Here is a 14,349-nt window from a genome sequence, read left to right as displayed (position 1 = left end):
GTGAGACCGTTCTCAAGGGGAAACAGAAACTTTTCAAGTCGAAAGAAGAATTCCCCTTTGTCGATGCCGGTGGGACCGATGTATTCACCGTCAAAGCAAGCGGAGTCATCGATATTGCTGGGGACTACTCGTTGATTGATAGCCAAACTGGGGACGAAGTCGTCATATTGGATAATGACTTCTCGATTTTCCAGGATACCTGGCGAATCCGAGATCCAGACGATAGTTCGGAAATCGCCCAGATCAATTCACGGGGCGCACTCATCACACTGGCACGCAGTCGTCTGCCGTTCGGGCAATGGATCCCGCACAAATACGACATCACGGACGGGCAGGGAACCCACGTCGGTTCGATCGATGGCCAATTTTCACCACGCGATCGGTATGACATTTCGATCGATGATGCCAGTAAGGTGCCTAAAGAGGTCGTTTTAGCCGCTGCGATGGTCATTGACGCCATCCAAGGCAACTGACAGAGGCCCAGTCTTTGGGGCCCAAAATCGAATGCCCCCTCGCGTTTCACCTATAGCTTGTTTCGTAGTTGCAGTCTGAGACAGTGATGTTTCCGACCGAACAGGTTGGGACGCCTCCTTTGTCCTAGCTGATATTGGACGACCTCGAATCATCAGTGGGTATTTTTCCCCACCCGTATTGAGCCACAGTCAGTGTTGGCATCTCTCGAAAATCCAGCGATGAAACTCCCCAGTTCCCACATCCTTTCAGTTGGTTCCATTCATGGAACCGTTCAGATCGGAACGTCAGTTTCCAGGTTTAAAAAACCTCTATCGCTTTGCTTTTCAGTCTTTGATGATTAATTATTATATGGCACAAGAGAACAACTCACAAGAAGCAGGTTCGTCTGAGCATCCGAATCACCCGCAGATTGACCAATCCGATCGGGTTCTGCCCAGGAATCTCCGGCAAACCGGGGATCCGGGCATCGAAATGCTTGTTTCAACCCGGGTTCGGAAATCACCGTTCTTCCACAAGTCGTTCAACGAGGAGGGCGCCTACCGAGCGACTGTCTACAACCGCGTGTATCATCCTCGCGGACTCGTTGAACCGGAGGACGGGGGCACGATGGCGGAGTACGAGGCCCTCACGAATACGGTAACGCTCTGGGACGTTGCTGTTGAACGGCAGATTCGTGTCAAAGGTCCGGACGCTGAAGCACTTACGGACTATGTCGTAACCCGAGACGTGACCGAAATCGAGCCGATGAACGGCAAGTACGTCATCCTTTGCAACGAGGACGGCGGCATTCTCAACGACCCGATTCTCCTGCGGTTGTCCGAAGACGAATTCTGGTTCTCGATTTCGGATTCGACGCTGATGCAGTGGATCGAGGGTGTCAACGTAGGTATGGATTTCGACGTGGAAATCGACGAGATCGACGTCGCTCCGATGCAGGTCCAAGGTCCACGGTCCGAGGCGGTATTGACGGATCTGATCGGGGACGAAATCAGTGATATCCCGTATTATGGGCTGTTAGAAGCGGAAATCAACGGGACTGACGTCTTGGTGAGCCAAACCGGGTTCTCCGGGGAGAAAGGCTTCGAAATTTACGTGCGTGAGGCATCGAAGAACGCTGAAAGCGTCTGGGACCCGGCGTTAGCAACGGTCAAAGACCATGGTGGGATGCAAATTGCCCCAGGCCACCAGCGTCGGATTGGTGCGGGGATCCTCTCTTGGGGGCAGGACATGGATCACGAAACCTCACCGTTCCAAGTCAATCTCGGGTATCACGTTCCGGACGACAAAGACGGGGATTATGTTGGAAAAGCGGAACTCGAACGGCAGAAGAAGCAAATCGAGAACGGCGAGTATCCCTTTGCTCTCAAGATGGTCGGACTCAAAATGGCGGGCGAACCGATCACGGAGTATGCGTCGGACTTTTGGCTCGTTTCGGACCCCGAAACCGGTGAGGAGGTCGGCTATGTCACCTCTCCGTGGTGGAACCCCGAGCTAGAGACGAACATTGCACTGGCACACGTCCCCGCGGAGAAACTCGAATCGCTCGGCGTCCCACTGGATGACAGGGTCTATGAGGAAGACTCGGACATCGAGTTCAACGTCCACCTTCCGGACGAGTACGCTGAAGAACCAGGCGAACCCGTGTACGCGAAGGTATCCGAAGTCCCCTTCCAACCTTCAGTTAACCCAAGCGCGCGTGAACAGGCGAAACTCGACGCGAAATCGGACGAATAGCCCGAATAGGAAAGGGTCAAAGACCGATCTGCGGACCGTTTTTCGGTTCTTGTTTCGGTCATATTCTGACGCATCACCGTTTTGTTCCCGTATCCCAGATGGATAACTGCCGACTCCAGGGTGTTCAGGGGCAGGTCACCAAAAAAACCCAGTTAAACGGGCCGTATTCTGCTTAATTCGTCCCAATTAACCTGCAGTATCTCCACGACTTAAACACTCATCTCCCCTGTTATTGATTACAATGAATCGACTCCTGACAGCCCTGATCGCAATCGCGATGGTCGTGTCCATTACCGGACCGGCCATGGCTATCGCCGATTCAGGCTCATCGAACACCGCCGAGATCGAACCGCTCGCACAGACAAACGACACCGACGTGAACAATACGACGGCAAACGAGACAAAACCCGGTCTCCACCTGGCTGCGAGTGTTGCTGTCCAGCAGCAAGAGCTCCAGGGCGAAATCGAGCACCGCTCGTTCGGACTTGAAGTCGCCGCTGCGGCCACGAACGACTCCAAAGCACAGGTCTTGAACCGGACCCAGGAACACCTGGAATCCCGGCTCACCGAACTCGAGCAGGAACAGGCCCAAATGAACGCATCACTTGCGAACGGCACAATCTCTGAATCCCAATATCAGGTGGGAATGAGTGCGCTCGTCACGAAAACGAGCAATTTGGAACGAATGGCCAACAGCACCAGTCAGACCGCTGAGACGCTTTCGAACGAGACGCTGGAGGCAAACGGTGTGAACGCTACCGCTCTCATGCACATCCGCACCCAGGCCCACAACATGACTGGACCGGAGACGGCCGCTATGGCGCGTCAGATCGCTGGGAACAACGTCGGAATGCCGATGGGCCCACCGCAAGGAGTCCCGCGTGGCCCGCCCGCTGACATGCCTGGTGGAAATCAATCTGGAGAGGAAACTGACCGCCAAATGGGATCCAACGGGACGGATGGCGGGATGATGGATAAAACGACAACCACGACGACTACGCAAAACGAGACCACATCACACACTACGACAGAAGTGAGCCCGAGCAACGGTTCAACGGTTACTGGCCAGTAAGTCCGATGAATACATCGACTGCTCTCACTTCGGCCCGATTACGAAGTGTCGCGCTCGCGCTTTTGGTCACCATCTCGGTAATTGGGATCGGTGCCGGTTCGGTAGCTGCACAGGACACCTCAACCCAACCCGGTGTTACAGTCGACATCCATGAGACAGGTACTGCCGACGTGACTGTCAGACTGACCTACGATCTCTCCTCGACAACAGAGCAGACTGCCTTCGAAAGCATTCAGACCGATGAGCAACTACAGAACGAAATTAAGACTCGATTTGCGGACCGGATGATCGGTGTTGCGAATGCGACTGCTGATCGGACTGGGCGGGACGTGACCGTTTCTGACGTTCAGATAACTTTGGATATGGTTGATTCGACGGGCATTATCGAACTGACGGCGACACTGGAGAAGCTGGCACGAGTCGACGATGGCCAAATCCGCCTCACTGAACCGTTTTCGAGTGAGTTCCAGTCAGACAAACGTGTCCAGGTGACTGTTCCAGACAGCTATGAGGTCGCGTCAGTCTCACCGGAACCGGACGACCGGAGCGACGGGACACTTACGTGGTCGGCGAACTCCTCATTCGACGGTTTTGAACTCGTGGCAACCGCGGATTCGACTTCTGGCACGACTGAGACATCGACTCCAGGTATGGGTATCCTTGCTGGGATTGGTGGGATTGCTGGGGCATCGCTGATTTTGCGACGACGCTAATCAGTTGTGGAATTTGCTTTACCACCATCTTGCTCTAAGTATTGGGTTGAACTGTGCTAATGATTGGTCTGACAAGCGAGTCTGTCGAAATCTTCGTGGCGCAGATCAAGCATAACTTCTTCTGGTTGGAGTTTGGAAGCAAATCTGTCGATCTCACAGACGCGGGTAAAAAATCCAAGTGAGAGACAGTCGGGAAAGCCTGCCTTACCAATATTGAGATGTGGTCGTTTGAGCGCCCCGAGCACCTATGTTTACGAAAACCGCGAGAAACCCAATGCTCAGCACGAACGTTGCCCCGAATCCCGGATTGGTAACTTGTAACCCCAGCGTTCCAAGTGTCCAAAGCCCTGCGACCACTACGAGGGCAATACCGACTGAGGCAGCGATGCGTTGAAAGACCATATGAATATGGTGGTGCTTGTCGGGGGTAAACTTTTGGCACACCTGTCTGCAATCGAGGGAAGCACAAAAACGAGTTAGCATACTCAGGCTGTTCGATGTCGCCCCAAAGTGTTTGTCAACCCTCATTCAGCCGCGATGGTTTCGGAACGATTCGGTTTCGGATGACCGTAGATTTGGGTGGATAAGACTCACTCAGAAGACTCCGACGAGGCTTGGACTAACGCCTGCTTCGGCCCCCATCACGACTTCAACCTCCCAGGTTAGGTCTGCAGTCTCGTGTTCCTGCCATCGAATTTCCGTTGTTCCTGTCACAGTCTGGGCCCGGTTATTCAGGAGAAAAACCCGGATTTGACCCGGTTTTTTGTCGGTTCGGGAAGTGGATTTCGAATGATATAGACGTCATAGTCCTGCTTTGCTGTGACTCCTGCTGCGACACTCGTAATCGGGGTGACAATCCGCCCAGCGTTTTCACTCCCGATGAAAATCGTATCCGCATCTAGTTCCTCGGCTTTCTGCCTGAGTCGAGAGCTGATCGTTCCCGACCTCGCAGCCGCATCAACGGGTACGAATTGAAATTCGGCACTTGGGTCGATATCTGTTACTTGTTGATGCAACCGCTCAACCACTAGGCGGGTTCGAAACTCCTCGTCCGCGTTGATCCAACCCTTTTCGCGAGCATACCGGGCGCTTTCCGGGATGACAGTTACGGCTACGATATTGAGCGGTTTTTCCCGAAGGATTTCGTCTTGGATCGGTGGCGGTGCGTCGGACAATGCAATAGTGTGAAGCCGGGCTTTGAAAAGGGCCGCTTCTGATAACTCCGACCCATCGAATGGGACCAGATATGTCATGTTTAGATATGGCACGCAATCGGTAAAAGAAGACACGGACGACTCTGGTGTTATCGGAGGCATACTGGACCAGTCGGATACTGCTTGCAGAATAACCGACATGAAATCGGTTCGCACATTCCGATACGACTCGTCGGATTTTCGATTTGCAGTAAAACCCTAATACGGCACCCCATTTTCTCGATTGCCATCCTAACACTGGGTCCGCACGTTGGTGGCCTGCTATTCATCAGTCAGGTGGTTCATGGAGAACGTCAGCAGGGACGGGCAGATGACTGATTTAATTGAACGTGTTTTCGATACCAGCGCCTGCAGCCTTCTGTGCACCTTCTGCAGCTTTGCCGGTACCCTCAGCAGCCTCACTTCCACCAGGGGTCAGTCCGCTGATTATCTCACCCAGCCCGCCCTCGCCAGCGGAGCTTCGGACTGTCTCGAGGATGCTGCTGACGAAGTCTGGGACCTGTGCGGGCAGGTCGGTAGGCGGACCGGCCTGCAAGACTATCTGTGCTGTGTCATTCGCGATCGTTGCTATCGTGAGTGGGTCTGCTTCGATCATTGCATTTCAGGGTACCTGGTGGGGGCATAAAACGGGTGCAAGCCCTGAACCCGACTTCGGACGGGCTTAACCCGACTTTCGCTATCTTTTCGACCGATTAACTACAATATGGGGCGATTTGCCACCAATTACTGGGACACCACTCGAGTCTCAGCCGTCCGGGCGTTGGGCGCGGTCGGGAAAATCCGTGTATACAGAGGAGTGACTTCGCAACACCCGATAAATTTTCTTCCCCCCCTCCTATACAACCCCATGTCCAGAGAAACGTTCACCCTTGCCGCGGCACAGGTCGAGCCGGTGTACCACGATAAAGAAGGAACACTCGATAAAACCTGCGAGTGGATCGAACACGCAGGTGCTGCGGGGGCCGACCTCGTGGTGTTCCCGGAAACGTATTTTCCAGGATACCCCTACTGGCGAGGGAGCGTCTCTATTCCCCGATGGACGGAGTTGATGGTCGATCTCCAGAAAAACAGCCTCCACGTCGACGACGAGGCGATTGACACTATCGGTGACGCAGTTGCTGACGCCGACCTCAATCTGGTTCTGGGAACGAACGAACTCAGCGACAGACACGGCAGCGAGACGGTGTATAATTCCCTTTTCTATTTCGACAGTAATGGAGATCTCATGGGCCGCCATCGAAAACTGATGCCGACCCACGAGGAACGTGCCATCTGGGGCCGAGGGGACCCATCAAGCCTTGAAACGTATGAAACGGACATCGGCCAATTGGGCGGACTCATCTGCTATGAAAATCACATGAGTCTCTCAAAGGCCGCCTTACAGGCCAAAGGTGAGGAGATTCATGCAGCCGTCTGGCCTGGATTCTGGGAACAACACACCCATCCCGGGAATAAAACCCGCGCCACAGACACCGAAGCGATCGAAACCTGTGACATCTATCCGGCCGTTCGAGAGTACGCCTTCGAGACCCAGTCGTTTGTCGTCTCCGCGTCGGCGTACATGGACGAGGACCTCCCGGACGGGTTTTCCGAGGACGAACTCGGATTCAACGTCGGTGCTGGGGGGAGTATGCTCGTCAATCCAGCCGGAATTGTCAAAGCTGGACCGCTGATTGACGAGGAAGGACTTCTCACGGCCGAGTTCGACCGGGACGAGCGGCGGGCCACAAAGGCGTATTTTGACGCCATGGGTCACTACAGTCGGTGGGACGCAGTATCGCTAGACGTGAGCCAGGACTCACTTGATCCGATCCGTACCGACGCCCCGAAATCTCCTGAACGCGACCGAGACCCGTCCAAAAAGCCCATCTCGCCAGCAAGGGTGCAAGAGATAGCAGAGACGTATGATGTTCCTATTGAGGCAGTTGAAGCGGTGATTTCCGACCTCCAATAGCCCACTCATTTCTTCAAACCTGTTTGGATCATCGAGGCTCTCGGGTCGACCGTGTTCGCATCGAGCACCCGTCTGGTTTGATTCCTCGAATTGGTGGGGGTATTTCGTAGTATTGTATTAGCGGCAAGCACCCTATTTACCCAAATGCCCACCAATGGCACGACCGAAGAAGTCACCAGCGAGGAGGGAACGGTACTCTCAGACCACTCCTGTCCGAAAGTGATGGGTGAAATAGATGATGGCACCAGGGACGTTCGCAGGAGGCGATTTTCGAGACGATCGAGGAGGTGTTACCAAACGACGGAGTGAAAAATCGCCACCTTCCCTGGGACCAAGCCAAAATTGCACCCTCAATCAATGAAGGGCCGTTCCCCCTCGATCCCCTATCGAACCTGGAGCGGGCGCCGGGCGAGACATACCCAATACCGGGTCACCTCGGGAACGGAAACCGCCGCATATCACAGCAATACCATCTCAACCATGACGTACACAATCACCACGACCCTCGATGCATCGTTTGAAGACGCACTCACTGACCTTACGAATGCCCTCGAAGCCGAAGGATTTGGAATCCTGTCGGATATCGACGTCCAATCGACGTTTCAGCAAAAACTGGACGTGGAAATGGACCAATACCGGATTCTTGGAGCCTGTAATCCGCCATTGGCCCACGAAGGAATATCTGCTGAAACCGAATTAGGCGCACTCCTCCCGTGTAACGTGGTCGTCTACGAGTCCGCAGACGGTGAAGTGGTCGTGAGTGCCGTCGATCCGGAGCAACTCCTTGAAATTCCAGAGAATCCAGCGCTGGACGAGATTGCAGAAGAAGTGAAAGGTCGGCTCGAACGGGCCTTCGAGGAATTGGCTGCCTAAGCGGAGACGAACGCTCGAGTTTGTAGATGAAGACGTAACTCAGGATCCAGAACGCCCCATAGAGGAGTGACAATACGATCGCCTCAAATCGTTTGATCCGACCTCGAAAGAGGAACAGTCCCATCAGAATTGTAGCGAGGAAAAAGGCCGGCCATTGACATCCTCCCCGCGCTAAAGCACGAGGCTTTCTCCTTGTACTTCCGTAACCGCGAGCAGACCGATATTCCCCGTTGCGAAGAAAATCAAACTCCCAATAATATTTCCCACGGCGATGCTCGGCCGCCATTATCGAACCGGTGCAATGACCAAGGTTACCTCCTCGAGAGCCATCGCTATTCCGACGAACGTCATCCCGAATACTGTTTGATTGAGGCTGAATGCGGTTACGAGCCCCCGGGCTCCACGAACCGCCAACTCCGAGCCAATAATGAGGCCGATGACGAACACCCCTGAGAGACCGAGATAGTACCACCAACTGTGACCTTCGGCTTCGACTACCTCAACAGCCTCCTCAGCTTCTTCGTCCCGAAAGGTCTCTCTTCCCTCCCGCTCTTCTCGGTACAGGTACCAGAGGATGAGTCCGAACACCACCATCAGTGCGATCCCATCGAAACGGGACAGCAATCCATTCCAGAGGAACCCGAGCAAGACCAATGGCGAAAGGACGAGGAGTCAGGTAATCGTGGTCGACATCGGTTTCAAACGGGGTCAGGAACCCGCCAATCGCAACCGCAATGCCGACCAGGAAAAGCCCTGACCCCAACGCTGACCCGATTGCAATACCCGGAAGGTCGCGGAGCATCGAGGCGACGCCAAATGCCCAGTTCTCGAAAATCCAACGCTTTTTTATCAAGTAATTGGTAACCCAAGGTTGCGGACCCAAATATTGATTGTCGATCCAACAAATAAATCAATATGAACAAACGACTCGCCATTGGCGTCCTCATGGGGGCGTTTCTGGGTGTTTTCTGCATCATCGGAGTGGGGCTCCGGATCGGCTTCGAGGGTAACAAACTGTATCTTTTCGCCATGTGGTACAACCGGGTCATTATGGGCCTTGTCATCGGATTGGCGGGCGGGCTTCGATTCATCGATTCCAAATATAACGTCCTGGTCAGGGGCTTTGTGCTGGGGCTTTTGGTGACCGCGTCGATCACCTTCACGAGTGAGTTCCGCGATTGGCCGAGTTTCTTTGCCGGATTGGCCTACGGCATACTCATCGATTGGGTTGCGACCCGATATCGCTGATCGATTACTCATATAAATCAAATTCGTTCGGTGGGGTTATCTCTGTGGGAGCTGCCGTCCGTCCGAGGTGCGTTTTGGTGTCCGTCAGCACGCGGTACCCGCCCAACACCGTGATCGAGAGTGCAGCGAACGCCGCATAGAGGAATCCATCAACCCCGCCGAATGGCGGAATACTGAGCCAGCCGACGAACACGAGTGCGCTCAAAACCGCCCCGAAGCCGAGAGTGAACTCGTCCCAGGGGATATCGTCCTGCGGGACGTCGTGGAGGTATACGTCGAAGTCCTTGACGTGCTCGGAAGGGGCGACGATGCCCCGTTCGTTGTCGTATTCGATGACTCCGAGCCGATCCAATTTCGGCAAATGGCCCTGATGAAGTGCCGTGTAAGTTCGTTTCCGTTGTTTCGGGGTGACGGCGCTGCGGTCGATGTCGTGCTCCCAGGCGGCGATCTGTTCGGAGAGGTCCCGAATCGTCACCGGATCCTCAACCTGATCGAGATAGTGGAGCGCGAAGCGACGACGCCGGTTGCTGAGAATATGGAAAATCTCCTCCGTTGTGAGCGGTGGCGCACCAACATTGATTGGTTCCCCATCCGCCCCATTTGAATTGGGCCCAGTTGTACTACCCAACTGGCCCCGGGGATGTTTCTCTTGCATATTATTGGTTTGGTTCAACATACCATGAATATGTATTATGATTCCACTACAAGTTGGATGCCTTACAGTAATGGGCGCCTGCCAGTCGTCATAGACGAAGTGTCGCAGGTACGGTTTTCATACCTATAGGATCCGGGAGCGAAATGGGTAGATGATGGGGTCTATCCGGGCTACCGGCCTTTCGCGGTTCCGGAAACCGGCGTACGTCGGTGAAAATCGATGCACACCGTGTACAGTTCTGAATAGTGCGATCGCGCTTGGGCTCGTTACGGTAACGGCCTTTGTCTCCCGGTGGGGGGCGATCGTCGTGGGCGTGATCGCATTCGGTGCAATCTGGTTGCGGGGATATTTAATCCCTGGAACGCCGACGGTGACGCATCGGTATTTTCCACCGTGGCTGCTCTCGTGGTTCGGCAAATCACCACCCGAGTTCGAGGGATCGTTCTTCGACGTCGACGCGTTTCTATGTCGCGTCGGGGTGCTGGAATCGGGCGATGGTGATCTCGCAGTAGCGCCCAGTTTCGAAACTCGATTGGCCCAGGTTGCGGCTGAAATCGACGATTCGGCGTCGGTCGATGGGGCTGGGGCGTTGTTTGACGTGAACCCCGATCGCGTCACATTCGACGGAAACGGTCCGGTGTGGACTGTCTTCGTCGACGATCATTCCGTCGGTCGGTGGGAGTCACGCGTCGCATTCGTGATCGACCTCGCAGCAGACGAACTGCTCGCATCCTGGACCGACGAGTGGGCCCACCTGTCGCTTCCGGAGCGAAACCAGTCCTTCGCGGCGATTCGGGTCTGTCTGGATAACTGTCCGGTTTGTGGAGGTGTGATCGAACTCGGTACCGAACTCGTGGAATCGTGCTGTCGCGACTATCATGTTATCACTGCTTCCTGTACTGGATGTGTCGCCCGGCTGTTCGAAATCAATGCTCGGTCGGTCCCGGACGCCATCTAAGGAGGGCCGAACCCGATATATGGAAGTCTGAACCCGAATCGCCCACGCAGCGAGGCGACGTGATGAGCGAGCTTTGGCCCCCATCCGATCGGAGCGGACGCGAGTTGATAGCCGGTCGAAAGCGCGAAGATTCCGAGAAAGGCGGTCGCCGGCAGCAGCGGATCTATCGCACTGAATCCGGGAGCCCCAGCGAGCGAGGCGACGGTGACGAACAGTCCAGTCACGCCGAGCGCCCGGTAATATTCGCCCCAGGAGATTCCCATTCGCGTCGTCACGTCCATGTAGCGGCCGAGTTGACCGGCGGCTGGTTGTGCTTCGACGATCTTTCGATGCTTGTCGTAGCGAACCAGTCCCAGCGCGTCGAGTTTCGGCAGGTGGGTCTGGTGAAGTGCGTTGTAGACGCTCTCCCGGAGGGCACGGGGCGCAGGACGCTCTCCTGTCTCTCTTGTCGCGATTTCCTCGGAGACCTCGCGGAGCGTCACTGGTTCGGGTTGACGCCAGAGGATGGCGAGCACGGCCCGGCGACGGGAATTACTCAGGACGTGGTAAATTTCCGTTTCTGGAAGCGTGACCCGTCCAAACATTACCACTCCCGACGTAAGCCAGGAGCAAAACCATACACAGCCTACTTTGTCGCCTGGATCGATAGGAGTGTCCTATCACTGCAGTATGAAGATCCAACCGGTCCGGCTGAGACAGGGTTTCGGGCGGTAGGCACTCCCAACCAGGCCAATTATTTCGGTAGGAGTCTCCTATAAAATCGGGTTTTGCGGGGTGAAACCACTGAACCTCTGCATAGGTAAGCCCCCGTCTCACCTGGAGACGAGTAACCCGACTGACCGCTGAATCAGGCGATTCCAAGGTCGGCTGGGGAGCAAAACCATGACAGAAGACAAACCACAACTGTACCGGCTTTCGCGACGCAAAATGCTCGGCGGCCTCGGTGCCATCGGCCTCGCGTCCGCGGGCGCGGGACTTGGAACCAGCGCGCTGTTCTCGGACACGGAAACCTTCGGGGGCAACAGCCTGACGGCGGGAACACTCGACATGAGTGTGACCGCAGAAATCGTCGCGGCGAACGATTACTGGGCCGACTCGATCGGCCTCTCGGAAACTGCAGACAGCGAAGGCGTCACGGCCGGCCTGCAAGTCGACGACGTGAAACCGGGCGATTGGGCGATCATCTGCTTCGACGTGGAAGTCTCGGACAACCCGGGTTACCTGCAGGTGCGTACGGAGGCATTCTCGGAGTTCGGTGGCGCCAACCCCGAACCCGAACAGTCCGCCGAAGGCGATGCCGACAACGATGCCGACCTGGGCGAGTTCCTGCTGACGACCGTGTGGCAAGGTTTCGACGAGTCCGGCGATAAAGCGGGACTGTCGACCCTCGACCCGCTTTTCAACCTAGCCTCCGACAACCTCGGAATCAGCTACGGTGAACCGGACATTGGCGGCGAAGTCGACGCACAAACACACTACACCAACGCCCGCGAGGCGGACGACATTCTCGCACCTGGCTACCTCGTGAAGGACAACGAAGGTGCTCCAGCCGTCGTCAACGACGGCGAGGGGAGCTACTCGTTCTGCCTCCTCCTCGAGATCCCCAGCGAGGTCGGGAACGTCATGCAGGGCGACGGTCTGGGATTCGACCTGATCTTCGAGACCGAACAGGTCCGCAACAACCCGGACCCGTTCAACACAACCGCCTAATCGGAGGAGATAGAGTGAAACAATGACAGCAGATAAACCACAACTGTACCGACTCTCTCGACGGAAGGTGCTCGCGGGTATCGGGGCCGTCGGGCTCGCTTCGGCGGGCGCTGGCCTCGGCACGAGTGCTTTCTTCTCCGACGAGGAAACCTTCGCGGAGAACGAACTCGTCGCGGGCGAACTCGACTTGCTCGTCGACTGGCAACAGGCGGCAAGGTTCGGCGACGAGTGGACGTGGGTCAACGCTCACCCCGACCACGACGGCGACGGTGAGCAGTCGATCATTGATCCCCTGACCGAAGAAGTCCTCAAATACAGTGACTTCCCGGACGAGGACGATCCGAACAGCAACGGCGCGAACATCCCGACCCTCGGCTGTGACTCGATTCCACCGCTGTCGGAGGCCGACTTCAGGATTGATCCAGTCACCGGCGAACCGATGGAGACGCTCGTCCAGTTCAGCGACGTGAAACCGGGCGACGAGGGCGAGATCACCTTCTCGATGCATCTCTGTGATAACCCCGGCTACATCTGGATGCAGGCAGGGAACCTTACCGAGGACGGCGGCCTTCACCCCGACCCGGAAGCCGTCGTGGATCCGGACAACCTGCCCGACCTCGCGGGCGCCATCCAGGCATCGCTGTGGTACGACGAGGACTGTGACAACGTCTACAACCACGACAACCTCACCGACATCATGCTCACCATCGACTTCTCGGGGTCGATGCTGTACGACCAGTACGGTGGGGTCATCTCGTCGGATCCGATCCAGGTGGACGGGAACACCTACGACGAAACCACGAAGATCGACCTCGTGGAACTGGGCATCAAGCAATTCATCGATTACCTGCAACAGCAGAACGCGGACGTGACACTGGGTGTCGCGTACTTCGACGGCGAAGGAAGCGACGACACCGAACCACGCACCGGCATTCTGCAGCCACTGACGGCGGACCTGAGCGTGGTGAACGGTGCTGTCGACAACCTCCGCCAGAAGCTGGCGAACGTCGTATCAGGCGGTTCTGGATCGACGCCATTCGACGGCGACGGCGATCCGGACCCGTACTCGGACGCAGATGGCATCGCCACCGGAACGTACATCGGGGAAGGTGTCGACGACGCGCAGGGCGAACTGCAGACCAATGGCCGGTCCGGCGTCCCGGCCCAGAACATCGTGCTTTCGGATGGGGAATCGTTCAACGGCACCGGCTCGACGACGTTCTCCTCGCCGACCGATGCCGCTGATGATGCACGGGCAGCCAGTCCCGCACCGGCGACTGACGTCTACACGGTCTCTGTAGGAAGCGCCAACGACAGCGTCCTGCTGTCGATGGCCGGTCCGGCCGAGGGCGCGGGCGGAGATCCCGTCTACTTCAGCAACGTGGACGTTCCGACCAACATTCCCCCGGTTTTCGGCAACATCGCGGCCCAGGCAATCGCCGAGAAGACCATCATGGAGGGAACTCTCGAAGAGGTGCTCGGGGAACTCGCCGCCGGAAACGGCATTCCACTCGACGGGAATCGCGCGACGATCTTCGACGAATTCGTCGACGATCCGACCAGCGACGATCGGGAAGCCTTCCGTGGCGATGGGATCATGCACTGCATCGGTCTCTCCTGGGAACTGCCACTGGAAGTCGGCAACGAGATCCAGGGCGACACGATGGGCTTTGACCTGGGCTTCTACACCGAACAGGAGCGCAACAACGACGGCTCGGGCCCAACCCCGGCCTGATCGAGCGAC

15 protein-coding genes are annotated in these 14,349 nt (G+C 56.2%); 10 read left to right on the top strand and 5 right to left on the bottom strand.

Annotated elements, in window-relative coordinates; translation table 11 throughout:
- The 4 genes from V5A26_RS01520 to V5A26_RS01505 all read left to right on the top strand — a co-directional run.
- On the top strand, positions 1 to 473 hold a 473-nt coding region (locus tag V5A26_RS01520), incomplete at its 5' end, for a hypothetical protein (RefSeq protein ID WP_332322175.1).
- A gap of 349 nt (positions 474 to 822) precedes the next feature.
- Positions 823 to 2,208, top strand: a complete 1,386-nt coding sequence (locus V5A26_RS01515; RefSeq protein WP_332321038.1) for an aminomethyltransferase family protein — start codon at positions 823 to 825, stop codon at positions 2,206 to 2,208.
- A gap of 241 nt (positions 2,209 to 2,449) precedes the next feature.
- Positions 2,450 to 3,280, top strand: a complete 831-nt coding sequence (locus tag V5A26_RS01510; RefSeq protein WP_332321039.1) for a hypothetical protein — start codon at positions 2,450 to 2,452, stop codon at positions 3,278 to 3,280.
- A 5-nt stretch (positions 3,281 to 3,285) separates the two neighbouring features.
- A complete protein-coding gene (locus tag V5A26_RS01505) occupies positions 3,286 to 3,993 on the top strand; it encodes a DUF4897 domain-containing protein (protein WP_332321040.1) in 708 nt (235 codons plus the stop codon).
- Between the two features lie 731 nt (positions 3,994 to 4,724).
- Here V5A26_RS01505 and V5A26_RS01500 read toward each other — a convergent pair.
- The gene (locus V5A26_RS01500; RefSeq protein ID WP_332321041.1) at positions 4,725 to 5,246 is read right to left on the bottom strand and encodes a universal stress protein; all 522 of its coding nucleotides are present in this window, start codon (positions 5,244 to 5,246) and stop codon (positions 4,725 to 4,727) included.
- A 280-nt stretch (positions 5,247 to 5,526) separates the two neighbouring features.
- Positions 5,527 to 5,802: a hypothetical protein gene (locus V5A26_RS01495; protein ID WP_332321042.1), complete on the bottom strand. Its 276-nt coding sequence runs from the start codon at positions 5,800 to 5,802 to the stop codon at positions 5,527 to 5,529.
- Between the two features lie 252 nt (positions 5,803 to 6,054).
- Here V5A26_RS01495 and V5A26_RS01490 point away from each other — a divergent pair, with 252 nt between their 5' ends.
- Both V5A26_RS01490 and V5A26_RS01485 read left to right on the top strand, forming a co-directional pair.
- On the top strand, positions 6,055 to 7,161 hold the full coding sequence (locus tag V5A26_RS01490) for a carbon-nitrogen hydrolase family protein (RefSeq protein WP_332321043.1): 1,107 nt from the start codon (positions 6,055 to 6,057) through the stop codon (positions 7,159 to 7,161).
- A 480-nt stretch (positions 7,162 to 7,641) separates the two neighbouring features.
- Positions 7,642 to 8,034, top strand: coding sequence for a DUF302 domain-containing protein (locus tag V5A26_RS01485; protein ID WP_332321044.1), 393 nt, complete (start codon positions 7,642 to 7,644; stop codon positions 8,032 to 8,034).
- A gap of 285 nt (positions 8,035 to 8,319) precedes the next feature.
- On the opposite strand, the gene V5A26_RS01480 is transcribed toward V5A26_RS01485, so the two are convergent.
- Positions 8,320 to 8,628, bottom strand: coding sequence for a hypothetical protein (locus V5A26_RS01480; protein WP_332321045.1), 309 nt, complete (start codon positions 8,626 to 8,628; stop codon positions 8,320 to 8,322).
- A gap of 321 nt (positions 8,629 to 8,949) precedes the next feature.
- Between V5A26_RS01480 and V5A26_RS01475 the strand changes: the two genes are divergently transcribed.
- A complete protein-coding gene (locus tag V5A26_RS01475; protein ID WP_332321046.1) occupies positions 8,950 to 9,282 on the top strand; it encodes a hypothetical protein in 333 nt (110 codons plus the stop codon).
- A gap of 4 nt (positions 9,283 to 9,286) precedes the next feature.
- On the opposite strand, the gene V5A26_RS01470 is transcribed toward V5A26_RS01475, so the two are convergent.
- Complete coding sequence (locus tag V5A26_RS01470) at positions 9,287 to 9,937, bottom strand: DUF7344 domain-containing protein (protein WP_332321047.1); 651 nt, start codon at positions 9,935 to 9,937, stop codon at positions 9,287 to 9,289.
- A 151-nt stretch (positions 9,938 to 10,088) separates the two neighbouring features.
- Between V5A26_RS01470 and V5A26_RS01465 the strand changes: the two genes are divergently transcribed.
- Positions 10,089 to 10,895: a hypothetical protein gene (locus V5A26_RS01465; protein WP_332321048.1), complete on the top strand. Its 807-nt coding sequence runs from the start codon at positions 10,089 to 10,091 to the stop codon at positions 10,893 to 10,895.
- On the opposite strand, the gene V5A26_RS01460 is transcribed toward V5A26_RS01465, so the two are convergent.
- Positions 10,892 to 11,479, bottom strand: coding sequence for a DUF7344 domain-containing protein (locus tag V5A26_RS01460; RefSeq protein ID WP_332321049.1), 588 nt, complete (start codon positions 11,477 to 11,479; stop codon positions 10,892 to 10,894). The genes V5A26_RS01465 and V5A26_RS01460 overlap by 4 nt on opposite strands.
- A 298-nt stretch (positions 11,480 to 11,777) precedes the next feature.
- Here V5A26_RS01460 and V5A26_RS01455 point away from each other — a divergent pair, with 298 nt between their 5' ends.
- Together V5A26_RS01455 and V5A26_RS01450 are read left to right on the top strand one after the other, a co-directional pair.
- Positions 11,778 to 12,605 carry a SipW-dependent-type signal peptide-containing protein gene (locus V5A26_RS01455; protein WP_332321050.1) on the top strand — a complete coding sequence of 276 codons (828 nt, stop codon included), beginning with the start codon at positions 11,778 to 11,780 and terminating at the stop codon, positions 12,603 to 12,605.
- Positions 12,606 to 12,627: 22 nt separating this feature from the next.
- Positions 12,628 to 14,340: a SipW-dependent-type signal peptide-containing protein gene (locus V5A26_RS01450; RefSeq protein WP_332321051.1), complete on the top strand. Its 1,713-nt coding sequence runs from the start codon at positions 12,628 to 12,630 to the stop codon at positions 14,338 to 14,340.
- Positions 14,341 to 14,349 lie beyond the last annotated feature (9 nt).

Origin of the sequence: Halodesulfurarchaeum sp. (assembly GCF_036626455.1) — an archaeon.
GTDB lineage: Archaea > Halobacteriota > Halobacteria > Halobacteriales > Halobacteriaceae > Halodesulfurarchaeum.
This window is presented reverse-complemented; position numbering and strand designations above follow the sequence as displayed.

What these genes read in the sequence shown, in the direction of transcription:
- V5A26_RS01450 (WP_332321051.1), top strand. Translation starts at nt 12,628, where the DNA reads ATGACAGCAGATAAACCACAACTGTACCGACTCTCTCGACGGAAGGTG.
- V5A26_RS01500 (WP_332321041.1), bottom strand. Translation starts at nt 5,246, where the DNA reads ATGACATATCTGGTCCCATTCGATGGGTCGGAGTTATCAGAAGCGGCC.
- V5A26_RS01470 (WP_332321047.1), bottom strand. Translation starts at nt 9,937, where the DNA reads ATGCAAGAGAAACATCCCCGGGGCCAGTTGGGTAGTACAACTGGGCCC.
- V5A26_RS01510 (WP_332321039.1), top strand. Translation starts at nt 2,450, where the DNA reads ATGAATCGACTCCTGACAGCCCTGATCGCAATCGCGATGGTCGTGTCC.
- V5A26_RS01505 (WP_332321040.1), top strand. Translation starts at nt 3,286, where the DNA reads ATGAATACATCGACTGCTCTCACTTCGGCCCGATTACGAAGTGTCGCG.
- V5A26_RS01480 (WP_332321045.1), bottom strand. Translation starts at nt 8,628, where the DNA reads ATGGTGGTGTTCGGACTCATCCTCTGGTACCTGTACCGAGAAGAGCGG.
- V5A26_RS01490 (WP_332321043.1), top strand. Translation starts at nt 6,055, where the DNA reads ATGTCCAGAGAAACGTTCACCCTTGCCGCGGCACAGGTCGAGCCGGTG.
- V5A26_RS01515 (WP_332321038.1), top strand. Translation starts at nt 823, where the DNA reads ATGGCACAAGAGAACAACTCACAAGAAGCAGGTTCGTCTGAGCATCCG.
- V5A26_RS01455 (WP_332321050.1), top strand. Translation starts at nt 11,778, where the DNA reads ATGACAGAAGACAAACCACAACTGTACCGGCTTTCGCGACGCAAAATG.
- V5A26_RS01465 (WP_332321048.1), top strand. Translation starts at nt 10,089, where the DNA reads ATGATGGGGTCTATCCGGGCTACCGGCCTTTCGCGGTTCCGGAAACCG.
- V5A26_RS01485 (WP_332321044.1), top strand. Translation starts at nt 7,642, where the DNA reads ATGACGTACACAATCACCACGACCCTCGATGCATCGTTTGAAGACGCA.
- V5A26_RS01460 (WP_332321049.1), bottom strand. Translation starts at nt 11,479, where the DNA reads ATGTTTGGACGGGTCACGCTTCCAGAAACGGAAATTTACCACGTCCTG.
- V5A26_RS01495 (WP_332321042.1), bottom strand. Translation starts at nt 5,802, where the DNA reads ATGATCGAAGCAGACCCACTCACGATAGCAACGATCGCGAATGACACA.
- V5A26_RS01475 (WP_332321046.1), top strand. Translation starts at nt 8,950, where the DNA reads ATGAACAAACGACTCGCCATTGGCGTCCTCATGGGGGCGTTTCTGGGT.